Here is a 25,164-nt window from a genome sequence, read left to right as displayed (position 1 = left end):
GTGTAGAATCGTAGTTATAAGAAGGTGATCCGAATTGCGAAAAATATATTTAGTTGGCTTTATGGGCAGTGGGAAAAGTGCGTTAGGAAGACGTTTAAGTTATTTATTAAAGATGCCATATTATGATATGGATCGTGAGATTGTGCGCCAGCAGGGAATGACAATTCCACAGATTTTTGAAAAATACGGAGAGGCCCATTTTCGAGAAATAGAAACAGAATTTTTGAAAAATTTCAGAGATGAGGCTTGTATTATTTCTACAGGTGGTGGCGTTGCCATTAATGCTGAGAATCGAAAAATTATGAGACGTAGTGGATTAGTGTTTTTTTTAGATGCGTCTTTTGAAGATATTTATAAACGAATACAGCATGATCCAAACAGACCCATTGTACAGAGCTCTACAAAGGAAGAGCTAGAAAGCCTGTATCATTACAGAAGGAAGTTTTACCGTGAGGTAGGACATATCCAAGTATTGACAGAAGGTAGAACTATCCGTCATATTCTAGAGTATTTAGTATTTCAAGTGAAAAGATTAAAAAACGAACGATGATTGTGTTATTGATAAATTATGTTCGTGTTTTATTATCTTTTAAAAAATGATTGCCTTTTCAATGCATTTAATGTTAGGATATAGACAAATAAGTAACTAAATGTTCATTGACTACTAAATAGTACCAAGAACTATCTTGGGCGGATGATTGTGCGGGGAGAGCGCGTGTAGACGCCACCGAAGGAGCAAGTAGTAAATGGCTATGAATCTCTCAGGTAAAAGGACTCGTACAAGACGCAACTCTGGAGAGAGCTGTAGTATAACAATAACAGCCACCAAAGGGGAAAGCCGGCTGATTGGCAGTGTGAAAACTTGCGAGCCAGTCTGGTGTAACTTTCAGGTGCAAGGACAGAGAATCCCGAAAAGGGGTTCGTCTGTCTTTTTTTATGTCCACAGGTGCTTTAAAGATTGGAAACGATACGCACTGACTGTATTAATACAAAAGCAGACGAACTACTACCAGTAAAAATGTAACGAACAATAAGGGGGCAAAAAAGAATGACGAATGAATTAAAACGTACACCTCTATTTGAAGAATACGCGAAATACGGTGCAAAAACAGTAGACTTCGGTGGCTGGGAACTACCTGTTCAATTTACTTCCATTAAAGAAGAACATGATGCAGTGCGTCATCGTGCAGGCTTATTTGATGTATCACATATGGGAGAAATTTTAGTAACAGGTCCCGATGCATTAGGTTTTTTACAAAATCTTTTATCAAATGATGTATCTAAAATTGTTAATGGCCAAGCGCAATACACAGCCATGTGTTATGAAGATGGAGGCGTTGTTGACGATTTATTAACGTATAAATTAGCTGATAATCACTATTTATTATGTGTCAATGCAGCCAATATTGAAAAAGACTATGATTGGATGATGGAAAATCAACATCAATATGATGTGACGATTGATAACCAGTCCGATGCTTATGCACAAATTGCTCTTCAAGGACCATTAGCAGAGGAAGTTCTTCAATCCCTTACTTCGACTGATGTTCGTGCCATTAAATTTTTCCGCTTCCAAGAGGGCGTTGAAGTTGCGGGTCATCAAGTATTAGTTTCTCGTAGTGGCTATACAGGAGAAGATGGCTTTGAACTTTACGGTGCTCCAGAAGATATTAAAGCACTATGGGGTAAAATTTTAGATGCTGGTCATGATAAAGGCGTAGTACCGGCAGGTTTAGGATGCCGCGATACACTACGTTTTGAAGCAGGGCTACCATTATACGGTCAAGAGCTATCGGCAACAATTTCTCCACTTGAGGCTGGGATTGGCTTTGCTGTGAAATTAAATAAAGAAGACTTCATTGGTCATGAAGCATTAGTAGCGCAGAAGGAAAATGGTCTTACACGCAAATTGGTAGGCATTGAAATGATTGATAAAGGCATTCCACGTCATGGCTACAAAGTGTTCAAGGACGGTAAGGAAATCGGTGAAGTGACAACGGGTACACAGCTTCCTTCATCTAAACGTAATGTTGGTCACGCTTTAATTGACAGTCAATTCGCAACAATCGGAACTGAGCTAGAAATCGAAATTCGTGGGAAACACTTAAAGGTAGTAACAGTAGAAACACCGTTTTACAAGCGTTCAAAATAATAGTTGAAAAGAGGGACCTACATTTATGAAACATCGTTATTTACCAATGACGGAGCAAGATCAAAAAGAAATGTTAGACGTAATCGGTGTATCCTCAGTTGATGAATTATTCGGGGATATTCCTGAGAAAGTCCGTTTTAAAGGCCTTTATGATATTAAGGAAGCAAAATCAGAATCTGCTTTATTAAAAGAATTAACAGCACTCTCTGCAAAAAATAAGGACACAAATGCTAATGTATCGTTTTTAGGTGCAGGTGTTTACAATCACTATAAACCAGTAATCGTGGACCATGTCATTTCTCGTTCAGAGTTCTATACAGCGTACACACCTTATCAACCAGAGATTTCACAAGGTGAGCTACAAGCAATCTTTGAATTCCAAACGATGATTGCCGAGCTAACTGGCATGGATCTTGCAAACTCTTCTATGTATGACGGTGGTACAGCATTAGCAGAAGCAGGTATGCTAGCAGCAGGTCATACGCGTCGTAAGAAAATATTAGTGTCTGAAGCAGTGCACCCAGAATATCGCGATGTTGTTGCTACATATGCCTATGGTCAATCCATTGAAATCGTGACAATCCCACAAAAAGATGGTGTGACAGATGTCGAAGCATTAAAAGAGTTAATCGATGACAACACAGCAGCTGTTATTGCTCAATATCCAAACTTCTTCGGTCAAGTGGAGGATATTCAAGTTATTAGTGATATTGCACATGAAGCGAAAAGCTTATTTGTTGTTTCTTCTAACCCACTTTCATTAGGCATTTTAACGCCTCCTGGTAAGCTAGGTGCTGATATTTGTGTAGGGGATGCGCAAGTATTCGGTATCTCTGAAGCATTTGGTGGGCCACACTGTGGTTTCTTTGCAGTGACAACGAAATTAATGCGTAAAGTACCAGGTCGTCTTGTTGGTGAAACAGTGGATGGTGAAGGGCGCCGTGGTTATGTATTAACATTACAAGCACGTGAACAACATATCCGTCGTGATAAAGCAACATCTAATATTTGTTCGAACCAAGCACTTTTAGCACTTGCTGCATCTGTAGCGATGACAGCTTTAGGTAAACAAGGTATTCGTGAAATGGCTACGCAAAATATTGCCAAAACACGTTATGCAAAAAATGCCTTTGAAGCAGCTGGCTTTACAGTAGCATTCCAAGGTGCACACTTTAACGAGATCGTTGTGAAAACGAATAAATGTGTGAAGGAAATCAATAAAGGCTTAATCGAAAAGGGTATAATCGGTGGATATCCTCTAGGGCAAAATTATGACTCTCTGAAAAATCATGTGCTTATTGCAGTAACTGAATTACGCACAAAAGAAGAAATTGATGCACTTGTTGCAGAAATGGGGGCTCTTAATGCATAACGAAAATCAATCACTCATTTTTGAAATTTCAAAAGAAGGTCGCGTTGGCTATAGCTTAGAAGCACTTGATGTACCTGAAGTAGACCTAGCAGATTTACTGCCTGCAAGCTTAGTTCGTACGGAAGCTGCAGAGTTACCTGAAGTGTCTGAGCTTGATATTATGCGTCATTACACAGCACTTTCTCGTAGAAACCATGGGGTAGACTCTGGCTTCTATCCACTCGGCTCTTGTACGATGAAATATAATCCAAAAATTAATGAAGCAGTTGCACGTCTTTCAGGCTTCGCGAATGTTCACCCATTACAGGATGAATCGACAGTACAAGGTGCGATGGAGCTTCTCTATGATTTACAAACTTCTTTAGTAGAAATTACAGGAATGGATGAAGTAACATTACAACCAGCAGCAGGTGCCCATGGTGAATGGACAGCATTAATGATGATTCGCGCATTCCATGAGGCAAATGGTGAAGGTCACCGTAACAAAGTTATTGTTCCTGACTCAGCTCACGGTACAAATCCAGCCTCAGCAACAGTAGCAGGCTTTGAAACAATCACTGTGAAATCCGATGAAAATGGCTTAGTTGATATCGAAGACCTTCGTAAAGTCGTTGGTGCTGATACAGCTGCATTAATGCTAACAAACCCGAATACACTCGGTCTATTTGAAGAAAACATTATCGAAATGGCGGAGCTTATTCACTCTGTAGGCGGGAAAGTTTACTATGATGGCGCGAACTTAAATGCCGTTATGAGTAAAGCACGTCCTGGCGATATGGGCTTTGACTGCGTGCATTTAAACTTGCATAAAACATTTACAGGCCCACATGGTGGCGGTGGTCCAGGTTCTGGTCCAGTAGGCGTAAAAGCAGATTTAATTCCATTCCTACCAAAACCAGTACTAGTGAGAACAGAAGAAGGCACATACCACTTCGACTACGATCGTCCACAATCAATTGGACGTGTAAAACCTTACTATGGTAACTTTGGTATCAATGTTCGTGCTTATACGTACATTCGTACAATGGGTCCAGATGGCTTAAAAGCTGTTACAGAATACGCTGTATTAAACGCAAACTATATGATGCGTCGTTTAGAGCCATTCTTTGATTTACCATATAACCGTCACTGCAAACATGAATTTGTCTTATCAGGTCGTCGTCAAAAGAAATTGGGCGTTCGCACATTAGATATTGCAAAACGTCTGTTAGACTTTGGCTACCATCCACCAACAACCTACTTCCCATTAAACGTGGAAGAGGCATTAATGATCGAGCCAACAGAAACAGAATCAAAAGAAACATTAGATGCATTCTGTGATGTGATGATTCAAATTGCGAAAGAAGCAGAAGAAAATCCATCTATCGTGCAAGAAGCACCACATACAACTGTCGTATCTCGTCTTGATGAAACACGCGCTGCTCGTACACCAGTGCTGCGCTATCAAAAAGCATAATCCACAAAAAACCGTTCACTTCATATTGAACGGTTTTTTGTTTGCGCACTTTAGGCTAGTACAAACTATACATAAAAATATAGTAATTGATATAATTACATTAATTTGTATATTCGATTTTTGAAGGGAGATTAAAATGCAGGCAGCAATATTTGAATTGAGCTTACCAATAAACAGTCTATTACATAATACATATAAAATAACGCAAGTTCTTGCCACTAGTAAATTATCCTTTGTGTATATGTCTGAACATATAAATACTGGAGAGCAACTAATCATTAAGGAATTTTTCCCAATGGAAATAGCGTTACGAGATTTGGATAACAAATCAGTAATCAATCGTGTACCCTCAACAAAGGAAAAATTTCAGGAATTAAAGGAAAGATTTCTAAGTGAAGCATTCATGATCCAACAATTGAACCATCAAAATATTGTTAAGTATAGACATCATTTTACTGAAAACGGTTCTATATATATGATTACAGATTATTATGAAGGGATATTACTGGACCAATATATACATAAATATGCTATTCACGAAAGGCATCATCTATATGAAGAAGTATTCCTTCCCTTAATTGATGCCATCTCGTATTTACATAGTAAAGGCATTATTCATCGGGATATAAAGCCGAATAATATTATAATTGATACGCAAGGGAAACCTTGCTTATTAGATTTCGGTTCAGCAATTTATTATAAAACGGTGGAAAAATATCCAATATTTACTACACCGGGATACTCACCTATTGAGCAGTATTCCGTTAAAGGAGAGCAAGGCATTTATACAGATATTTATAGTTTGATGGCAACTTTATACTTCGCATTAACAAACGAAGTCCCACTAGATGTTTCACAAAGAGTAATCGAGGATAAACTTGCAAATGTGAGAAAATATAATAGAAAAGTGAGCATTCCTATGTCATTGACTATTTTATGGGGCTTGCAAGTGCAGCATAAAAAAAGATGTTCTTCCCTTTCTTTTATTAAATACATGATTATTTTGGAAAGAAAATTCAAATGTATAAAGAACTATTTTAAATAAATTAATTCTAAAAGACCAAAATTACTATATTTTTAATACTTTTTACTCATTTTAGTCTTAAAAGTATGATATTCAAAAGAACAACTTAGGGCCTAATAGCAATCGGACCTTTAGTTGTTTTTTTTATAAAAAAATAGGATTTATCCACTATTTCCCTAAAAAATATCATAATTATTACCATGTAATATTTTTAATAAACTGTCCTTAAAATGTTTTTGCTTACAATATATTCTATAGAAAATATTGACATTGATTTTAGGTATTGTATAGTTACTTTTGTGATACATAAAACCATTAGTGAATTTTGTATAAAAAATGCATAAAGTTGAATTAGAGCTTCTCGTACATAGTTCAGTACATTATTGTTTTTATTGTAAAATTTTATCTTAAATGTATATATCGACTTAATTTAAGTGTCTAAATGTTCTTTTAAGATGCTCGATTCAAGTAGTTATACAATTCTAATTCTGTATTTTTTACGCACTAATGTTTATGCTTACTCGAAATTCGTTATCTAAAGGAGGGATGGCTGTAGTAATATACAGCCAAATGAATGGAGATTATTAGTCAAACGAACAGAACAATGCTCTTTGAAGAAATAAACCCAGAGAAATTGGATTTAATTACGCTTGTTGGCGATGTAAAAGGAATCGACAGTCTAAGTGATGAAAAGATCAAAGAAATTAGTCAACATCTTCTTGTAAAAAGCTTCGACGAATTTTTAGATAAGTTTTCACCTACTGTGTATTCATTTTATAACGCGGCAAATCAAAAGGTTATGTATACCTTGAAAAAGCCTGAAGGAATTCAAGATGATTGTATATCTGAAATAGCAATCGACCAAAATAACGATTTTTTAAAGATGCTATTTACGCTCATTGATACAAAAAGAAGTCAGGGCATCACGAATGTAGATTTTAAATTTGAAAATTTACTAGACATGATTTCTCCTAAAAAAGTCATGGATGATATTCGCCAAGTTCGTAAGGAAATTCATTACCTATACAGTGAGTATGACAAGCTGGATGAGGGAGATCCGAAAAAATTAGATACTGGTGACAAGCTAAATCTTATGTTTGAAGTAGCTAGTAGAAACTACAACAATGTAATGGCGATGCTGCCTTTAGCAATTGAAGATATTAAAACAAGATTATTATTAGGTGCTAGTCAAGATGAGGATGAGTCCGAAAAATTACAAATAGGTACGCTTACTATTGGTGATAATGGTGAATTGAAAATTATTGAGGCACCTCAAACGAATAGTTCAGAACTGATGGTCATTGAAGAAAATAGTAATTACGGCTTGAGTACAGTTTTCGAAGAAGACTATGAGGCTATTACAGAATCGCCGTCTTCCTATGTAAAAGATTTAGTTGTGAGAACGTTCTCACCTCTACCAGCTGTAAAAGCCGAATTTGATGTTGAAACAGAAGTTCAAAATTACAATACATACCTGGAGTTCTATAAGGATGCAAAGGATGAATTTGTAAAAACGGTCAAGCCTTTAGTCGAAAAGCTATTAGGTGTCAAAATGTACTTCGATCAATATGCTACGAAAAATAAAGGTATGCAGCCGTCATTATTAGTGACAAACACGAAGCTCGATATGCTTGTGAAAAGTAATAATCTACCAAGATTACGCACGTATTTAAATACGGTTAACGCTAAAAATGATTTTACAGATACTGTATGGTATGGCATTGTACCTGCTCTAGAATTAGAATCTTCTGGAAAAATGAAAGTTAGCCGATCAAGATTCAAAGGGAATGAAAAGGTTACAAAGCAAGAGGGTAACACAATGGAATCTTTATCAATCCTCTTAGATACGGTAAAAGATTACAAGGTTCAAATTTTCTTTAACTTTATGGCTGAAGAAGAAACTACCTTCAACGGCATCGCAACTGCTGGGATTGATCGCCTGATCGATAAATGCTCAGTTCTTGTCAGAAAAGAATTTAGTGAGTTCGCGATACCATGCCTACCAAACTTTACGATTATTCCAAAAGATAAATCAGGCGTAGTTATTGATACGAGAATGCATACTACCGAAAATGGAGCTCGTCTATCGAAAGAAAAGGAAGATATTTTAAAGCTTTGGATAGAAGGCGTTTATGTAGGTGCTAGCTATGTAGCAGCAGGTATCGTTTCCGCCTACCAATGCCCAGAGTATTTAAAGGAATCATTTAAAAATGTAAAACGTAATTACCCTGGAGTTCGATTTGATATTGAAGCCGGAGACAACTCACTTAGAGCTGTAACTACGATGGCGAAGGAAATTTCAGGTTTTACGAATAATATTAAAGACGCTATTAACAGCAGAAGCTTCGGTTTTGTATTCTCTTCCGAAAATGCCCAACTACAGGATAAAGATATTAGACGTATTACTGTTTATAAAGCAAGAAGTCTAGCAATGGAAGAAGATGGATTCGATTCAATCTATAAAACGCAAGTTAGTACGTATATTGAAAGAATACTTCGATTCCAATCTGGTGACTTTAAGCACGAGAATATCGTTCGCTTCTTTAGTAATAATCCAAGTAGTCAAAAAAGTAAGTGGCTGAATGATAAAGGTCATGTAAACTCTATCATTCATGACGGAGATGATATTGGCTATATCATTGATGAGAAAACAAGCTTATGTCAGATCGATCTTGTATTTAACGGTAATGTTAAAAATCTTGAGGTCACGATTACTAAAGGGACAAGTGCTGTTAAAGCCTAACAATTTATTTATCACCATTTTCAATTATTTAAGTAGGGTGTTTAAGATTTATCATTCATAAATCTTTTAACATAAATATGAATCGAACGACTAATTGCTAAAATGAAAAATATTACATATTTCATCGTGTCGGTATGAAACATGGCACTGTGAAATGAATAGCTGTACTTAAATTTATTTCATTAGAACAGTCAGAAGTTACGATTCAACAAAATTTAGGAGGTACTAAAAATGGGTTTTGTATTAAAAGTAGAAGGATCAGAAGCAATTGAATTAGGGTTAGAAAGCATCATGACTGTCGAATACGAGACAGATACACCGAATGATTCTAACGCGCGCTCTACAGATGTTGGGGCAACTTTAAAAGTAAAAGGTAAAATTTTAACTGCCACTGATGGTGATAATTCTGATGATACGATGAAATTAGGATTATGGTCATTAGTACCAGCTGAAAAAGCTGATTGCTACCGCAAAGTGACACTTGAAGTGATCTCAGCTGATCAAGTAGTAAGAAAAATTCATTTCCCAAATGCTTTCGTTGTGGACTATACAGAAAGATATGGTGACACTGAAGGTATTGGTGAGTTCTTCTTATTTATTAAGCAAAAGAAAGACAAAACAGAATTGGCAAAAATCGAAGGCGGCTACGCTGTCTAAGATTGCAGCACGATAAAACACTACTATATCTAAGGAACTTTTATAGTTCCTTAGATTATTTTTAATAATCCTAAATTGGGGTTGAAAACATGAAAACGCATTATGAAACATTGGGTATAGACCGAAATGCAACACAAGAGCAAATAAAATTAGCTTATCGAAAGCTTTCCAAAAAGCATCACCCTGATGTGAGTGGTGGAAATCAAGAGTCAGAGAAAATTTTTTTAGAGGTTCAAGAGGCATATAAGGTGCTTAAAGATCCAGCGCTGAAAGAGACTTACGATGCCCGTCTCGATGGCAAAGGTACCAGCTGGCAAAATGAACAACAAAATGAAAAGCATTCAAACGGACATCAGTCTACAGAGAAAAAGCCAGATTTTAATATGAATAATATTGAAAAAAACTTTGAACATTTCTTTGGCTTCAATCCTAAAACAAAGGAGATGTCCTCAACGCTTCATAAAAAAACGAAGAAAAATCCATTGGATACAACGGATTTATTTGAACGTTTTTTTAATAAATAAGCTATGGCAAAAAGAGAGGAGTGTGATTATATGTATGAGCCATTTTCAGCTGATGCTTACAGTGGAAATACACGAAAAAAAATGTTTATAAAAATTATCGATATCATTATTGTCACAATCGCCTTCTTTTTCATTTTATATGTTTTTGTGATGAATCAGGATGTCCTTTTGAAATTCGTTATTGGGACGGTAATAGTCATACTCGCCATTATATACGTATCGCTTAAATACGAAGCCAAGGCAATCACTCAAGTGATGGCTAAGAAGGACATTTCAAAGCTTGTTCTTCTTAATGAACGTGGAGTAGAAATAGATGAATGGGAACTTGGCGATCAAATTTCATTGCTTATTGGAAAAAGTTCAGCTGAACACAAGGCGGATATTGATTTAAGTGGAACAGAGTATGAATCTCTTGTGAATTATGAGCATGCTGTACTAAATTGTGTAGCTGGAATTTGGTATTTAGAGGATATAGATTCGGTTAATGGTGTTGGCTTAAAAAAAGCGAATAAGCGGGTAAAAAATAGATTAAAACATGAGATTCCTTACCCATTAGGTAATGGAGACACAATATACATAGCGAATACGCGAATTTTGGTTAAATAGAGAAAAAAATTCGTAACAAAGATAGGGGATATCGAAATGAGTTTGATTAGATGTACAAATGGTCATATGTTTAGTTCAAGGAGACATCGCAATATTTGTCCTTACTGTAACGTGATGGTGGAACAGGAGCAAAGACAAAATAGTCCTTCCTCACCTGTCATTGAAGCAGATGATAAAACATTGCCTTACTTAGGAGAAATGGATGGGATAGATCCTGTAACAGGATGGTTAGTTTGTATTGAAGGGCCGCAAATGGGTAGAGATTATCGTATCTTATCTGAAAAGAATTTTATAGGTAGAGCAGAAGATATGCATATCCGCATTGCAGGGGACAATTCCATCTCTAAGCGAAATCATGCAGTCATTGTGTATGATCCTAAAAAACGTAATTTTTACTTACTGCCAGGAGATGCATCAGGATTAGCCTATCTAAATAATGAGGCCGTTTATACACCAACGGAATTAGCAGCCTATGATGTGATACAGCTAGGGAGAAGTATATTTTTATTTATTCCACTTTGTGGTGTTCACTTTGAATGGGAAAACAATCAAAGTGAGGAATGATGACATATGGACCAAAAGTTATTGCCGTACATAATTACCTTAATCTTTATCATTGTCCTTATCTTGTTACTGCTAATAAGAAGTATACTTGCTCAAAAAATGGATAAAGGGAAAATTTATATTGGAAATGGTCAAACAATCGGAAGACGTGATGAGCAGGATGATTATTTCTCAACTGCCGAAACGACATATGGCACAATCGCGGTGCTTGCAGATGGAATTAGCGGCTTAGCCAATGGGCGGATGGCTAGCACGATCGCAGTGACAACCTTCATAGAAGAATTTAAAAAGCTTAGTAGCTTAAAAAATCTACAAAACTTTTTTAAGGAAGCTGCTATAGCAAGCAATCATATGATTGTGGAAAACTTAAATGGCTCCAATGGAGGAACAACATTAGTCACAGCCGTTATTGATAGTGAAGGCTATCTTCATTGGGGGGCAGTAGGGGATAGTGTTCTCACGATCTTTAGAAATGGTGAATTTCTAAAGATTAACCAAAAACATATTTTTGAGTCAGTTTTAACCGAAAGATATATTTCAGGTGAAATTTCGCAACTTGAGGTTCAGGAAAATCCTCTAAAAAAGAGATTAATCAATTATTTAGGATATGCAGGCTTTAAAAATTTGGATACAGGAAATAATCCGATTCAGCTAAATAGAGGGGACAAGGTATGTCTTTTTAGTGATGGAATCTATGATGCTTTAACGGAGGTTGAAATGGAAAAAATTCTCTCTCAGCAAGCTCCACCCTATGATTTAGCACAAAGCATGATAAAAGCCGTTGAACAAAAACGCTTAAAAAATCAAGATAATGCTACCATCGTGATTTTAGAAAAAACTTGGTGACGATGAATAGGGAATAGAGAAGGAGGAGACGTATGAGAAAGGAAAATTGCGACTTTAAAACGGGCTTTTTATCTGAAGCAGGGTCCTTTCTGCAAAATAAAGACTATTTTGCCTATACAGAACTCGACGATGTAGCTTGTTGGGTAGCTGTCAAGGGCTTGGATGCAGATCAGGAAATTAGTAGTGCAGAGCTTGCCGTAAAGGCTATTTTGGAGAAGTTTATGGAAAAGCCTGCTATGTCAAGGAGAGCTATCAATAAATACCTTAGACATGCACAAAATATACTACAAGCGCAAAGCTTACGAGTAAGATTAAAGGCTAGTATTGTCATAGTTGTTTCCGACTACTCAAAAATGATTGTTGGAGTAGCGGGGAATTCGCGACTGTATCACTTCCGAAACGGTACATTAACCTACAAAAGTACAGACCAAAGTTTAGCACAGGAAATAGTAAACAGTCAGAACCGTTCATTAGATATTAGCCAGCATGAAGAAAGAGGGAATTTGTTGAATTATCTAGGTAAACCAAACAAATTTCAACCCTTTGTGTCTAAAAAAATGAAGCTTACTGATGGTGATGTCCTATTACTTTGTACAGCTGGCTTTTGGGGAGATGTCAGTGAGATTGAGATGGCTGACGCTTTGGAAGGTGTCAAGGATTCTGAACAATATACAGATTTGTTGGAAGAAATATTGTTGAGTAGACAAAGAAAAGTTGTAGAAAATTATACGGTTGCTGCCATATTTGTGAACAAGGTGTATCAAGAAACGAACAAAAACAAGATGAAGTATATAAAAATGATTGCTGCTGCATTAGTTTTAGCCTTGGTTGTAGGTGGCGGCACGATTTTTTATCAAGTAAAACAAGCAAAAAAATTAGCAGAGTTAACAGTCGAGATGAAGGACCATGAAAAGAGTGGAAATGTTTACTTTCAAGACGGAAATTATGATGAAGCGTTACTTGCATATAGTGAGGGAAGAAATGCAGCAAAAAAATTAAAAGATCCTATACATAGAAATTTACTAGCTAGAAAATTAAGAGTGACACAACTAATTATCAATGGTGATAAATCAGCGGAAACTGGAAAATTTACAGAGGCATTAGAACATTATGAAAAAGCTAAAAAAGAGGGCAAACTCATTAATGGATTTGGTAAGGAAGAAGTAGAGCAAAGAATTGCCAACATGGATTCCGTTGTGGAGATTGTTGATGCTATAAAAGATGCAGATTTTCGTTTTGAGGCAGAGGACTACAATGGGGCTTTAGCCATTTATGAGAAAGCTAGAAAAAAAGCACTCGCCATTTCATTTACTGGAGAGACACAAATTAAAACAAAAATTGAAGATACACAAGAAAAAATAAATGAATTGAAGAAGGCTCAAAAAGAATTAAAGGCAGAAGGGTTAGAAAAAAGTGGGGATCAGAGCTATGCCCGTCAGGAATACGTTCAAGCGATAGAGTCCTATACGCTTGCGCAGGAGATTTATCAAGAAACAGAATTACTGGCAAAAGTTCTTGGACTAGAGAGAAAGATTATGAATGCAAATGATAAATTAAACCCTGTTCCACAGGTTCAACCAGCAGATAATGCACTTCCTAATGAAGCAGAACCTCCAGTAGATGAAGTAACTGATGCCAGTTAGCATTCAAATCCTGAGTCATGAAAGAAGGAAAGTAAATTGTTAAAAGAGCTCATGTTTGAACGTTTACGAAAAATAGAAAATCTAGAGCAACGTCAATTACTAAAGGATATTGTAAGTGGCGTTTTTGTAAATCTAATTGATTATCAAGAAGATATGAACAAAAAGCTTGAAGAACGTATTTTTAATGAAATCGATGATTACGAGAATAGATATGACATTTACACAACGCTTAGTGCCCGAGAAGATGTCGACCCCATTCATGATTGTTTGTTTCCGATATGTCCAACAGATTTGGAAGAGACAAAAATAGACATGGAGAAGCTTCTTGAATCCATTAAAAATAATGAACCTGCAATACTCATGACATTATTTTTAGAGTGTGATTCTATCGAAATACAGCATTTACTTGCACAGCAACGAATTTTCAATGGTCATCTTGCTACATCGCAGGGATTGGTCGAAATAAAGCTGAGCCTTACTAAAAATAATCGCTATTTGCAAAAAATTAAAGACCTCTATTCAATCTTCCAAAGAAATGGCCTACCTTGGAAAACAATCAATCATCCTTTTGTGAGTAAGTTCATTGATGTCATACTGATAGGCTGTCCACCATTAAATGAGGATGTAGAAATTTTCGAGGTTACGATTGATTTAGAGGAATATGAGCAGCAAAAACGATTGAATATGGTTCCGCTTTGGAATGTTCAGCGTCACGAGGTTAAGAATAGCGGTTTTCCATTCCCTGCCATCGATCGAATAAATTATGAGCATGTCTTATCGTTACGAAAAACAGGTACTCAACATGGTTATCTCATTGATGCGGAAGAAGACAATATTAGATATATAAAACGTTCAGATAGCGAATTAACCATTGTTTCACCTCAGGATCAATCAGGAGTATGGCAGCTACTTAAAGTTGCTAAAGTAGAAAAAGAACAAGTAGGTAAATTGACTTATGAACTAGTCTCGAATCGGCGAAATGAACACTTTATGCACAAGCTTTCTAGTAAATATAATGTCAATGTTTCAACAAAAGGAGAAATAATTAGACTGATAAACTCCTTTCAGGCAGCAGACAATCTTGAACTTTTGAGAATAGATATTTTGGAAGGGCATTTAGAGAATCGTCACTTCGTGCATCCATTTTTAAAAGACGCAACAGAAGATGCCAGTCATAAAAAGACGATGCTATTACAATTCCTATCAAAACAAGAGCGAGATTTTATGACGAATGATGTCTTAAGCTTTCTCCTTGCTGAAGTCCAAAGGCATTTCACTGAATATAAATGTGTAGGTAAATGGTTATGAACTATATTTGGGATTTACTTATACAAGCTGAAGAAGAGGGCTTTTTAACAAAGGATATTTACTTTCATCTTGCCAAAATCTATTCACCTTATATGGAGCTTAGTCCACAACTATTAAATTCACAGGCAATAGAGCAACATGTGGAAGTAAACCCCTATTATCGGTACTTCGATATTTTTAAAGATCTCTTTCATCCTGATCATACGACTGATGAAGCATTTAGAGACGCTTTATTAGATATTACATTGCATTTTTTAGCTGAAATTGATCGAATGCAAGGCTTGAATAAAAAGGAATATTATATTCGCTTTATGCTGAGAGACATTGAAGCAAATGTATTTGGAAAACTGGTTCGCGATAAAATCAAATCTTTTTCAAAGAAAGAGCAAGAAATTATTGCGCTTAATATGCTCAGACTCTATCAAACAGGAGAAGCATTATATCTGATAAAGGACACGCTGAAAAATATATTTAGAAATTGTTTTATTTATGTGAAATCAGAGGAAAATGATGAATTACTGCTTTACATTCATCAAAAAAAGACAATAGAAAATATCAATAAAGTTCAGCTAATCCAAGAAATCTTTTTACCTATTGGCTTTCAGATGGAGGTTTACTGGCAATACCATTTTGGCATTATTGACGTAGAAGAGACGATGAAGCTAGATCGGATAGCTCTTTATTAAAAAGTGGGGAGGGGTATAAATTGACGACTAAATATTCATATAAGCTTTATGCGAATAAGCGTTATACAGAAAAGAAATATATGACCTATACACGTGTAGAGTTGATGGAGATGACCACTTTTCAGCTTAGAAATATTTGTTATAAAGAAAAGCTCATAACAGGGTTAATTAATACGCTAACTAGGGACGAACTAATCGAGAAAATTTTAAGATACCGTGGAGCGGAAGAACATCTATTGATTAAAGAAAATCAAGATGGGGGCTTTGAAAGAGTCGAGGAGGCACTGCAGAAGTATTTAAAAACACCACTTTCAGATAATGGTGATATTAAAATACCTGCCAAAATGAATCTCTATAAAGGCATGAAAATAGATAAGCCAGATCAATACCTCATTGAAACAGGTGGCTTTCTTGTAGAATCCAATGTGCTACTAGTAAATGAGCATTTTGAGTTATGTGGCATTCTAAATATCGTAAAAGACGATGAAAAAGCGAATTGCTACTACTTAGTGGCAGATCAAGCGCTAGGAATACGCGAGACAAAGAATAAGAACTATAGCTTTATTTTTTTGCGAAAGCAAGACTCAGAGTATATCTATAAAACATATTATCAGGAGACGCCACTCCCACCAACAAATCTACATTACTACAAAGTGCCAATACCAGATTTAGAGATGAAACAATTAGAGACAACCAATGCCATTCTTGCCATTGATTTTGGCACAACCAATACAACAGCTGGTGTATTTTTGGATAGCGATTATGTCTCATCACCTTGTAGCCATGATCTTTTAAATAAGAGAATTACACTCAATAGCATCAATTTTGTACAATTCCCAGACCCACTACACCAAAATGAATGGATTGAAGTTGTGCCTACAGTGGTTGCGGTTGCAGATTGCTCAAACGCTGATCACATAAACTATCATTTCGGCTATGAAGCCTTGAAGGTTATGAAAAAAAATAGCTATACATCATTAGCGACTAAATTTCAGGGCATCAAACGTTGGGTTAGTAATTATGCGAAATTGGAGGAAATAATGGATGCGAATGGGAATACAGCAGTTATCCCACGCAGTCAAATCCTAAGAGAATTTTTACTCTATATCGTTCAAATGGCTGAGCATCAATTTAAATGTCGCTTTCAACATTTGCATATTTCAAGCCCTGTTAAGCTGAAAACTCAATTTTTAGATATGTTTCACGCCATTTTACCTGAATATCAAATTGAAATTGAGCATGCTCTCGATGAAGGAATGGCAGTGCTCTATAATACGATAGCCAATCAAATAGAGAATCAGAGCTTTATGGATGGCAAGGAATACAAGGCTCTAGTAATCGATTGTGGAGGGGGAACAACAGACCTCTCATCCTGTAAGTTTCGAATAGAGGACGGACATATTTCCTACAAAATTGATATTCATACAACCTATGAAAATGGGGATACCAATTTTGGTGGTAATAATATTACCTATCGAATTTTTCAATTTATGAAAATTGTCTTTGCGAATTATTATAGTCGTGGGAAAAATGCCTATGACATCGATGCGTTAATTGATATTCCAGGGAAGGATATTTATCGGTATGTGGATGATTATGGCGTCGAGGCGGTTTACAAGCAATTTGAAAAGACATTTGAGGATGCTGAGTCTATTATCCCTACACGTTTTAAAGAATATGAAAATCATACGCGTGATGAGTATTTAAGGGTTCGTAATAATCATTATTTCTTATGGGAAATGGCCGAGGAAATGAAGAAAGAATTTTTCCGAAAAACCGGTATTCTTAGGAGTCGCTTTTACTCAGAAAGCGATATACAGCAAGATAGTGATTTGAATATCACAACGGTAGATCGCTGGTGTTTATCCCTATTAGAAAACCACCAATTTAAAGATGTTTATGACTATCCAAACGTTTATTTCAATATTAAAGAAATTAACCACCTAATCAAGGCGGATATTTATGATATTGTACGAGAGTTTTTAGAAGGTTTTTATGAAAGTGGCATGCTTGGGGAATATTCCATTATTAAGCTGACAGGGCAATCCTGTAGAATTGACGCTTTTCGAGAGGCTTTAAAGGAATTTGTGCCAGGTCGTAGCATTGAATTTAGACAAAAGGCTGAAAATGTTGGAAAAGTGCCAGAATTAAAGCTCGCTTGTTTAAGAGGCGCATTACGCTACTTAAATGCGAAAAAGATTGGCATGATCGAAACGGAAGTAACAAATGCTGCACCTATTGTACCGTATACGGTTAGTGCATTTACTCATAATCGTCAGGAAAAGCTTCTGATTAGTAGTCTAGAGAGACTGAATCAAATTCATGGAACTATCTCCCGTCCATGGGGCGTCACAGAGGTTGAATTTTTCCTAACTGGAAGCGATCCTCAAGCAGCACATAAGTATACTTATATTAATCGTCAAGAGGATTTTGTCCCTGTGCTATATGAAAGTATTGCATCGAATTATTTTGATAAAATTCCACAGGACGAAACAGATTCAATCGTCAATGGCGAGGTTAAATTCTTTGTCTTTGCAGGAGAGGATCATTGGGGCTTCCATGTCGTGCCAGTGGCTAGAAAAGAGGAGCAGCTAATGATCGGGAGCAAGGAATTCTTTGCCTTTGAAACAGATTTATCAGAGCTAGATTTCTTTGATGGATTAAAGTAAGTAGGCATCTGCCAAAAAATAAAAGAGGTGAGTGACAGATGTTTACCAATCAATATCCACATTTTCAAAAAGGCAGAATTTTAAAAAGAGAAATGCTGGAGAACTTGCGCGATTATCCAAGGGAATTTTTAGATTTATATTTCCAGGATTATTCAAATGGCATTATAGCAGGTGCCAATATTACGATTGCAGATACTATTATCCATATTACAAAAGGGATCGTTAAACATAATAATAGGCTTTATCTACTGCATAATAGCTATGAACTTCCATATGAGGCAACAGGGCAAGAAACCATTATAAAAATAAAGTTTGCTGAAGCAGTGAATAAATTAGACTTCACGGATTTTACAGCCACTATTTTTCTCGATGAGTCTCTGAATCTTGCCCTAAACGAATTAGAAATAGCCCGCTTTAAATTAAAGGCTGGAGCAAGGCTGCGATCCGAGCCAAATAATTTTTTAGATTTTGCCACGGAATACAATACAGTGAATTATCTGCACTGTCAGTATGCAGGTATACAAGAAAGCACATACCACCCTAAAGTTTTACAGTTTTACGCAAAGGAATTATTAAAAAATCGCCCAACCAATGTATATGATATTACCTTTGCTTTTGAGTGTTTGAATCAGGAGCGAGTACAGCGGGATGTCATTGAAATGTATATTTGCAATCGATTAGAGTTAGAATTTCAAGCGTTTTCCAATAGTCAAATTCATAAATATTTGTACCGTATATTATCTGAATCAAAGAACGGTGGTCGTCGAGGAGGACATAGTCCAGACCGACCAAAGCGTATGATAGTCGATTAACTAAAATCCAGTTGGTGAACAACGTTTAAGAAACGGAAGGTGAGTGGGATGAAATTTTTAGATGAAAAGATTATTGCACTTAGAAATGAAATGAGAGAGCAGGAGCAACATGAGTTAGCTCAGCAAGAAGCAGCATTAAAAAGAGAGCAGGAGCCAGAGCAAGCCTCTGAACAGGAGGAACAAGAACTACCAAAAGTAAATATCTATCAAGCTTACATATTAATTGATGATGAAAAGGTGGAGGTGATGGGGCAATCATTTTTGGATGGCAAAATGTCGATTCGTATGCCAAATCTATTTTCCGAGATGTCTACTGAATTAGCATCATTAAAGTACCCATCAGAGCGTAGACCTAATCTTATTTATACAGATGAGTCCTCCACGATTAATCTTGCCTTCAACTTAACTCCACATCGATTAACGGAGGAGGGAGTTGCTGCTTTTCAAGAAAATATGATTGACATCCTTGAACAAGCACAGCCTTCAGCAGATTGGCTAGACACGGATGTCCTAACGATTGACGAAAAGTCAGTTGGCTTTTTAGAGATCATTACACCAGCTATTGATGGCGATATTTTTAATTTAATGTTCTTTGTCTCTATCGAAGGACAAGCTCTTATTGGAACCTTTAATTGTATGGAGGATGACCTTGAAACTTGGCGTCCGATTGCGAGGGCCATGATGGAATCCTTACAATTTGCTTCAAATAGCAGGAATGGAGGTGCAGTGCTATGAGTGGGGTAGTGACAGCCTATCATAATATACAAATTAAACCTTTTGAGCTTATTAGTATCCAAGATCTTACCCTTGTAAAAAAAATGAACGAACATGCTACATTACATTTTACTGGTATTGTACCTGAAGAGGCTAGAGATACATATGTAGAAATGACTGAGGTACGATCTGCCATTGAGGTAAATCAGCTTAGTCATCTTGGTACACCTACTCCACTTTTTAAAGGTGTTATTTTAGATGTCAAGGTAAGTTCCGTTCGCGGCATTTATTATATTGAGGTAGAGGCTGCCTCTAACACCTATCAGCTAGACATTAAAAAGAAAAATCGCTCCTATCAGGATAAGGAAATGACCTACTCGTCTCTTTTTAAACTCATGAAACCCTCTTATCCTGGCCTAGATATTATAGATGAAGCTACAAAGGGAGGAAAATTAGGGAAATTTACCCTCCAATATTTTGAAACGGATTGGCAATTCTTAAAGAGGCTTGCTTCACGCTTTCATACTGGGCTGGTTCCTGCTGTAACCTTCGATAAGCCAAAGTTTTATTTTGGTGTGCCCACTGGTAGAGCTAAAGGCAAGCTAGAAGATTATCATTATACGACCCGAAAAAAACTAGCAGATTACCTAGTATATACAGAGAATGGTAATGAAGGCATGGGAGAGCATGATTTCCTCTACTATGAGGTTGAAACCGATAAAGTACTGGAGATAGGAGATCATGTCACATTTCATAAACAAACCCTATTTGTTTATGAAGCATTTACAACCATGAAGGATGGATTGCTGAAACATTGCTATACACTTTCAACGAAAAACGGCATGAATAAAAGTGAAATATTTAACAATGCAATCTCGGGATTGTCACTTGAAGGAAAAGTGTTAGAAGTCGCAAAAGATCATATTAAGGTGCATTTAGCTATTGATGATAAGCAGGATAAAGGAAAGGCGCATTGGTTTCTTTATGCTACAGGCTATACAGCTGAGGGACATAGTGGATGGTATTGTATGCCTGAAATTAATGACTTTGTTCACGTTTATTTCCCTTCACATCGTGAGGAAGAAGGAATATCTAGTAGCTCTATAAGAAAAAATATAGATACATCGGCAACTAACAAGCTCGATGATCCTTCAACGAAATATTATCGTACAGCCTTTGGTAAAGAAATTAAAATGAGCCCAACTGAAATTGTTATTACCGCACAAGATGGCGATATTTTTATTCGATTAAATGAAGCAAATGGTATTGAAATATTTAGTAAAAAAGAGATTAAACTCATCTCAGAGGCAGATATTACTGTTAACGCCAGTAAGAAAATCCTTTTGTCTGCAGAAGAAGAAATTTCTTTACAATGCAAAGAAAGTAAAATCGCAATGAATGGTAGTGTGCAAATTTTTGGGAAAGAAGTAAAGGCAAATTAGCATGTTTCTCTCGAAGGAAAAGGAAGGAGTCTTATATGCAGACACAGGGAGTTTTACAGCATTTTTATGAAGTAGAAGTAGAAAAAAGAAGGTTAAAATATCTCTTGATGCTTGAGGATTTTTTCCAAGCTTCCAAGGATAAGCTTGCCGAGGATTTTAAGACGTCTTTTCAAAAAATATGTCAGCAACTAGGAGAACAGCAATCGCTACAACAAAAAGGACCGATTGCACACATCACATTTTCGATGCTACGAACAGAGCTATTGGAGAAGAATCCCCATTATTTAGTAGAAGCTACGGATGAGGAATGGTTTTTTGATCTTCATCCACTTTTAACTACGTATGATGCTGGCTGGGCTCACCACTTTTTAGAGCAGTATATCCAAGAATTAAGTTTATATAGTAAAACTTTCATGGGTGCTATTACCCAAGCAGATATGGAGCGTATAAAGCTTCAGGATGCCCACCATTTTCATCAATATGTCTTGAGCCTTGCTAGATATGCGCTACCTGACATTATAAGATGTCCAGAATATTTAGCTTTGGAGCGGGATGTGGCTGTTGAAATACGTGTAGGTGAGTTTATGGATATAAATGAGGTAGTGTATAGCGAGGATTTCGCATCGAAGGATAATGAAGAGATAAAAGCATGGCTAGAAGAAAAAGTAGAGGGTGAATATCCATATGAGGTATTTAGCCATTTGAATTTAGCTGATGGCAATTATAGTGATTTAGATATTCGCTATGCCTTTTTCCAGAAAACGAATTTAACAAACTGTCGTCTGCGTGATTGTCTGCTGATTGGTGCTAATTTTCGGGAAAGTCGGCTGATTGGTACTGATTTGAGTTTTAGTTCAATCCATGAGGCAGATTTTAGTAATAGTCAATTGCAGGATGCAAATTTCCAACAGGTTCAAGGAGCGTGTGGCCTTCTAGATCCTCAAAAGTGGGAAGTACCCGGTTATTTGCCAGTCAGCTTTAAAAATGCGAATTTAGAAGGTGCTAATTTTGAACTAGCAAATTTACGAGGAGCCTGCTTTATTGGAGCAAATGTAAAAAATACGAATTTTGCAGGAGCCAATCTAGAAAAGACTATTTTCTCTATTGAGGCAAAGGAATATTTAAAGCTAGACCCATTTCAAACAGCAAGTATTATTTGGAAGTAGATGTGTGAAAAGGAGACTCAAAGATGAACTATTTTATTTTATCTCAGGATGAGCGAATTTCAAATGCTGTTGAACCAGTTGGTATAGCTCAAGTGATTAAAAAAGAGTTATTAACATTGGATAGAATGGAAGAATTAGAGGGACTAGAACGCCAATTTCCAGTACTGGAAAAGAACGATATGCTGTATATCGATTTTATAGAAAAGCCAATAGCGCTCTTTTCGGATGCTGTTAAACAGTTAGTGGAAAAATATGTGCCAAATATGTTATTTAAAGCTGTCGTGCTCACGGATATGCCTAAATCAATGCAAACGTTGTACTGGCTAGTGATTCCACCAAAAGTTCCTTGTCTTTCATCCCAGTCAGAATTTCATCTAGATGGAACGTTGAAGAAGCTTATTATAGACGAAGCAATGGCGGCCCCTTATTCCTGCTTTCAAATAGAGGGCATTAAAGAAAATTATATCGTGATCAATATTGAATTAGCAGAGAGCATTCTTCGCAGAGCCTTTCAGGGGATACGATTACACAAGGTACAAACCTCCGGAAGATGGCATGAGATACTTCCTATTAAATAAATAGAATCGGCGGGGACTTATTCATGACATTATTAGTGGTAGATTATGGGTCAGATAAAGGTGAACATAGTGAGAAAAGGATTTTTTAGATAGAGCTATTTGAAGAAGGTCAAGAAGTGCAAAAGAAAATGAGGATTTTCAAATAAGGCGTCGATTTTACATGCTTGTAGCTGACTCTGTTTATCTAAACATATCGCACAAATCTTATGTATGGAAAGGATGGTTTTTCTATGTCAGAAGAAATGCAGACAAAGGGCGGCGATCAACGCAGCTATGTTGTAGCTGGTGCTAAATTATCCTGCTCGCAGGGAGATCAAACGAGTATCTTAAAAATGCCCGTTAGTCATGGTGTTTATACGAAAAATAAAGCCCAAATGAATACAATGGATTATAAGCCTAATATCAATATTCAACCATTTGGCTTATGTCAAACATTAGCTAATCCTATCGTTGCAGCCGCCACAGCCGCCAATAACGGTGTCTTAAAGCCAATGCCCTGTACACCTGTCATCACGATGCCCTGGATTAATGGGAAGGATGATCAATTAATTGAAAATCACCCAGCGTTAATTAGTCAATCGATTAATATGTGTATGTATTGTGGAACGATAAAAGTAGAAGATGATGGGCAAGAATAAGCCATTGTCCCTTGAGGAAAGAAGGGAATTCATGTGAACACATACGAGGAAGTAATCGGATACGGCGAGCTTGAACTCGTATCCCCCTATGAAATCCAGACGTTGCATAATCTCACGTTGACCCAAACAGTGAATGATCATGCAAGGTTATCCATAACAGGATTTATCCCTGCTGAAAAGAAAGATAGTTGTATGCAGCTTGCCAGTACAACAGATAAGATAGAGCTCTATCAAAAACGTAAAGGACAACGACTGCATGCACTTTTTAAAGGACAGGTAACAGAAATGGCTGTTCGAATGGAAAGGGGAGTATATCAAATTGAACTAGAAGCTGTTTCATCTACATTCACCATGGATTGTAAACAAAAATATCGCTCCTTCCAACATAATCAGATGACTTATCAGGCTATGTTAAAAAAGGTACTGGAAGATTATTCTGGTGCAGATGTTATTGATACTGTGTCGAAGGCTACTCCTCTCAAGCAATTTATATTACAATATAAGGAGACGGATTGGCAATTTTTACAACGTATGGCTTCCCATTTTCGTACCGTGTTAGTTGCAGCAGTGGATGCTGATAAACCGAAGTTCTGGTTTGGACTACCTGAAGGGCGAATGGAAAAGCTGTCGGCGGCAAATTATACGATCTTAAAGGATCGCTCTAAGTTTTTACATAGTAAGCATAATGACATCGAGCGGCCAATTGAGGAACGAGATACAGTCGCCTATGTGATAGATTCTAGAAAAATATTGAAGCTCGGTGACCGTGTTCAGCTCCAAGGTAAGAAGCTTGTAGTAGCCAAGTCCATCGCCCAGATGAAGCAAGGTATCCTTACTTATGAATATCATTTGTTGTTTGAAAAAGGCATACGTCAAGACAGACGAAGTATTCCGTTCCTGCCTGGCACAGCAATTGAAGGTAAGGTTTTAGAGGTCAAAAAAGATCAAGTAAGAGTACATCTTACCATTGATGAGGTGCAAAAGAAGGAAGAAGCTACCTGGTTCACACTGGCTACGCCTTATACAGCAGAAGGCCATAGCGGATTTTACAGTCCGCCAGAGGTGGAGGACAGTGTCCACCTTGCCTTCCCAACACATCGAGAGGAAGCTGCGATTGTTCGCCACAGTGTACGAAAAGGCGGCGATGCCAACCCAAAAACGGCGGACCCAAAAACATCTTACTGGGGTACGCCAAAAGGGAAGGAAATGAAGCTAGACCCACAGTCCGTGACATTCACCGCCCAGGAGGGAGCCGTTTTTCTTCAGCTCCATCAGGACAGCGGCATTACCGTGCATAGTAAGCCATCCCTACTAGTCAAAGCGAATGGCACAATCACCTTTGCCGGAAAACGTGTGTCCATGAGTGCAGCTGAATCGATGCGTTTCACATGTGGCTCCAGTAGTCTTGTGTTTGATGGCAATACGGATATCCAGGGACAGGTTGTCACAATGGAAGGGTCCATCAAAGCCCCTGTATCAGTCGCTTCGCAGGAAGAAGCAGACCTTGAGTCAGCCCTAGACATGATGGGGATGATCCCTGTTGGTGGGGGTGATGCCTAATGGG

General features: G+C 37.0%; 22 protein-coding genes and 1 riboswitch. All 22 genes read left to right on the top strand.

All coding sequences use genetic code 11. The features are described from left to right. Positions 1-34: 34 nt before the first annotated feature. The 22 genes from NV349_RS14240 to NV349_RS14135 all read left to right on the top strand — a co-directional run bounded on the left by NV349_RS14240 (position 35) and on the right by NV349_RS14135 (position 25,160). Positions 35-550, top strand: coding sequence for a shikimate kinase (locus NV349_RS14240; RefSeq protein ID WP_036120210.1), 516 nt, complete (start codon positions 35-37; stop codon positions 548-550). A 144-nt stretch (positions 551-694) separates the two neighbouring features. Then, positions 695-787, top strand: a riboswitch (glycine riboswitch). Between the two features lie 261 nt (positions 788-1,048). Then, on the top strand, positions 1,049-2,152 hold the full coding sequence (gene gcvT / locus NV349_RS14235; protein WP_089934847.1) for a glycine cleavage system aminomethyltransferase GcvT: 1,104 nt from the start codon (positions 1,049-1,051) through the stop codon (positions 2,150-2,152). A gap of 25 nt (positions 2,153-2,177) precedes the next feature. Further along, positions 2,178-3,524 (top strand): aminomethyl-transferring glycine dehydrogenase subunit GcvPA, encoded by a 1,347-nt coding sequence (gcvPA, locus tag NV349_RS14230; RefSeq protein WP_036120201.1) that lies wholly within the window; start codon positions 2,178-2,180, stop codon positions 3,522-3,524. Next, the gene (gene gcvPB, locus NV349_RS14225) at positions 3,517-4,980 is read left to right on the top strand and encodes an aminomethyl-transferring glycine dehydrogenase subunit GcvPB (RefSeq protein WP_089934849.1); all 1,464 of its coding nucleotides are present in this window, start codon (positions 3,517-3,519) and stop codon (positions 4,978-4,980) included. The genes gcvPA and gcvPB overlap by 8 nt, the downstream gene beginning before the upstream one ends. Before the next feature lie 136 nt (positions 4,981-5,116). Beyond that, positions 5,117-6,025: a serine/threonine protein kinase gene (locus tag NV349_RS14220; protein ID WP_271910314.1), complete on the top strand. Its 909-nt coding sequence runs from the start codon at positions 5,117-5,119 to the stop codon at positions 6,023-6,025. 553 nt (positions 6,026-6,578) lie between these two features. Next, positions 6,579-8,747 carry a hypothetical protein gene (locus tag NV349_RS14215; RefSeq protein WP_036120196.1) on the top strand — a complete coding sequence of 723 codons (2,169 nt, stop codon included), beginning with the start codon at positions 6,579-6,581 and terminating at the stop codon, positions 8,745-8,747. 231 nt (positions 8,748-8,978) lie between these two features. Next, entirely contained in the window at positions 8,979-9,404 is a 426-nt protein-coding gene (locus NV349_RS14210) for a hypothetical protein (RefSeq protein WP_036120193.1), read from the top strand. 89 nt (positions 9,405-9,493) lie between these two features. Further along, complete coding sequence (locus NV349_RS14205; protein WP_036120190.1) at positions 9,494-9,928, top strand: J domain-containing protein; 435 nt, start codon at positions 9,494-9,496, stop codon at positions 9,926-9,928. A 30-nt stretch (positions 9,929-9,958) separates the two neighbouring features. Beyond that, positions 9,959-10,534, top strand: a complete 576-nt coding sequence (locus NV349_RS14200) for an FHA domain-containing protein (RefSeq protein ID WP_058844136.1) — start codon at positions 9,959-9,961, stop codon at positions 10,532-10,534. 36 nt (positions 10,535-10,570) lie between these two features. Further along, on the top strand, positions 10,571-11,098 hold the full coding sequence (locus tag NV349_RS14195; protein ID WP_036120184.1) for an FHA domain-containing protein: 528 nt from the start codon (positions 10,571-10,573) through the stop codon (positions 11,096-11,098). A gap of 6 nt (positions 11,099-11,104) precedes the next feature. Continuing rightward, positions 11,105-11,944 (top strand): PP2C family protein-serine/threonine phosphatase, encoded by an 840-nt coding sequence (locus NV349_RS14190; RefSeq protein WP_271910313.1) that lies wholly within the window; start codon positions 11,105-11,107, stop codon positions 11,942-11,944. Between the two features lie 32 nt (positions 11,945-11,976). Continuing rightward, positions 11,977-13,587 (top strand): PP2C family protein-serine/threonine phosphatase, encoded by a 1,611-nt coding sequence (locus NV349_RS14185; protein ID WP_271910312.1) that lies wholly within the window; start codon positions 11,977-11,979, stop codon positions 13,585-13,587. Between the two features lie 36 nt (positions 13,588-13,623). Further along, on the top strand, positions 13,624-14,895 hold the full coding sequence (locus NV349_RS14180) for a normocyte-binding protein (RefSeq protein ID WP_230593775.1): 1,272 nt from the start codon (positions 13,624-13,626) through the stop codon (positions 14,893-14,895). After that, positions 14,886-15,581 carry a hypothetical protein gene (locus tag NV349_RS14175; protein WP_058844137.1) on the top strand — a complete coding sequence of 232 codons (696 nt, stop codon included), beginning with the start codon at positions 14,886-14,888 and terminating at the stop codon, positions 15,579-15,581. Before NV349_RS14180 ends, NV349_RS14175 begins: the two co-directional genes overlap by 10 nt. Before the next feature lie 80 nt (positions 15,582-15,661). Further along, the gene (locus NV349_RS14170; RefSeq protein ID WP_271913593.1) at positions 15,662-18,250 is read left to right on the top strand and encodes an acetate and sugar kinases/Hsc70/actin family protein; all 2,589 of its coding nucleotides are present in this window, start codon (positions 15,662-15,664) and stop codon (positions 18,248-18,250) included. Positions 18,251-18,288: 38 nt separating this feature from the next. After that, on the top strand, positions 18,289-19,062 hold the full coding sequence (locus NV349_RS14165) for a hypothetical protein (RefSeq protein ID WP_036120174.1): 774 nt from the start codon (positions 18,289-18,291) through the stop codon (positions 19,060-19,062). A gap of 48 nt (positions 19,063-19,110) precedes the next feature. Next, the gene (locus NV349_RS14160) at positions 19,111-19,797 is read left to right on the top strand and encodes a hypothetical protein (RefSeq protein WP_244504894.1); all 687 of its coding nucleotides are present in this window, start codon (positions 19,111-19,113) and stop codon (positions 19,795-19,797) included. Further along, positions 19,794-21,218 (top strand): hypothetical protein, encoded by a 1,425-nt coding sequence (locus tag NV349_RS14155; RefSeq protein WP_271910311.1) that lies wholly within the window; start codon positions 19,794-19,796, stop codon positions 21,216-21,218. Before NV349_RS14160 ends, NV349_RS14155 begins: the two co-directional genes overlap by 4 nt. Before the next feature lie 35 nt (positions 21,219-21,253). Beyond that, a complete protein-coding gene (locus NV349_RS14150) occupies positions 21,254-22,384 on the top strand; it encodes a pentapeptide repeat-containing protein (protein WP_271910310.1) in 1,131 nt (376 codons plus the stop codon). A 23-nt stretch (positions 22,385-22,407) separates the two neighbouring features. Then, positions 22,408-22,962 (top strand): serine protease, encoded by a 555-nt coding sequence (locus NV349_RS14145; protein ID WP_271910309.1) that lies wholly within the window; start codon positions 22,408-22,410, stop codon positions 22,960-22,962. Between the two features lie 230 nt (positions 22,963-23,192). Beyond that, complete coding sequence (locus tag NV349_RS14140) at positions 23,193-23,600, top strand: DUF4280 domain-containing protein (RefSeq protein ID WP_155591526.1); 408 nt, start codon at positions 23,193-23,195, stop codon at positions 23,598-23,600. 33 nt (positions 23,601-23,633) lie between these two features. Further along, positions 23,634-25,160 carry a contractile injection system protein, VgrG/Pvc8 family gene (locus tag NV349_RS14135; protein ID WP_271910308.1) on the top strand — a complete coding sequence of 509 codons (1,527 nt, stop codon included), beginning with the start codon at positions 23,634-23,636 and terminating at the stop codon, positions 25,158-25,160. Positions 25,161-25,164 lie beyond the last annotated feature (4 nt).

It is taken from the genome of Lysinibacillus sp. OF-1, assembly GCF_028356935.1.
In the GTDB taxonomy this organism is placed as follows: domain Bacteria; phylum Bacillota; class Bacilli; order Bacillales_A; family Planococcaceae; genus Lysinibacillus; species Lysinibacillus fusiformis_D.
This window is presented reverse-complemented; position numbering and strand designations above follow the sequence as displayed.

Coding starts and splice junctions, on each gene's coding strand:
- NV349_RS14210 (WP_036120193.1), top strand. CDS start 8,979: ATGGGTTTTGTATTAAAAGTAGAAGGATCAGAAGCAATTGAATTAGGG.
- NV349_RS14215 (WP_036120196.1), top strand. CDS start 6,579: ATGGAGATTATTAGTCAAACGAACAGAACAATGCTCTTTGAAGAAATA.
- NV349_RS14165 (WP_036120174.1), top strand. CDS start 18,289: ATGTTTACCAATCAATATCCACATTTTCAAAAAGGCAGAATTTTAAAA.
- gcvPB (WP_089934849.1), top strand. CDS start 3,517: ATGCATAACGAAAATCAATCACTCATTTTTGAAATTTCAAAAGAAGGT.
- gcvT (WP_089934847.1), top strand. CDS start 1,049: ATGACGAATGAATTAAAACGTACACCTCTATTTGAAGAATACGCGAAA.
- NV349_RS14185 (WP_271910312.1), top strand. CDS start 11,977: ATGAGAAAGGAAAATTGCGACTTTAAAACGGGCTTTTTATCTGAAGCA.
- NV349_RS14200 (WP_058844136.1), top strand. CDS start 9,959: ATGTATGAGCCATTTTCAGCTGATGCTTACAGTGGAAATACACGAAAA.
- gcvPA (WP_036120201.1), top strand. CDS start 2,178: ATGAAACATCGTTATTTACCAATGACGGAGCAAGATCAAAAAGAAATG.
- NV349_RS14195 (WP_036120184.1), top strand. CDS start 10,571: ATGAGTTTGATTAGATGTACAAATGGTCATATGTTTAGTTCAAGGAGA.
- NV349_RS14140 (WP_155591526.1), top strand. CDS start 23,193: ATGTCAGAAGAAATGCAGACAAAGGGCGGCGATCAACGCAGCTATGTT.
- NV349_RS14220 (WP_271910314.1), top strand. CDS start 5,117: ATGCAGGCAGCAATATTTGAATTGAGCTTACCAATAAACAGTCTATTA.
- NV349_RS14160 (WP_244504894.1), top strand. CDS start 19,111: ATGAAATTTTTAGATGAAAAGATTATTGCACTTAGAAATGAAATGAGA.
- NV349_RS14170 (WP_271913593.1), top strand. CDS start 15,662: ATGACCTATACACGTGTAGAGTTGATGGAGATGACCACTTTTCAGCTT.
- NV349_RS14175 (WP_058844137.1), top strand. CDS start 14,886: ATGGTTATGAACTATATTTGGGATTTACTTATACAAGCTGAAGAAGAG.
- NV349_RS14190 (WP_271910313.1), top strand. CDS start 11,105: ATGGACCAAAAGTTATTGCCGTACATAATTACCTTAATCTTTATCATT.
- NV349_RS14205 (WP_036120190.1), top strand. CDS start 9,494: ATGAAAACGCATTATGAAACATTGGGTATAGACCGAAATGCAACACAA.
- NV349_RS14145 (WP_271910309.1), top strand. CDS start 22,408: ATGAACTATTTTATTTTATCTCAGGATGAGCGAATTTCAAATGCTGTT.
- NV349_RS14155 (WP_271910311.1), top strand. CDS start 19,794: ATGAGTGGGGTAGTGACAGCCTATCATAATATACAAATTAAACCTTTT.
- NV349_RS14150 (WP_271910310.1), top strand. CDS start 21,254: ATGCAGACACAGGGAGTTTTACAGCATTTTTATGAAGTAGAAGTAGAA.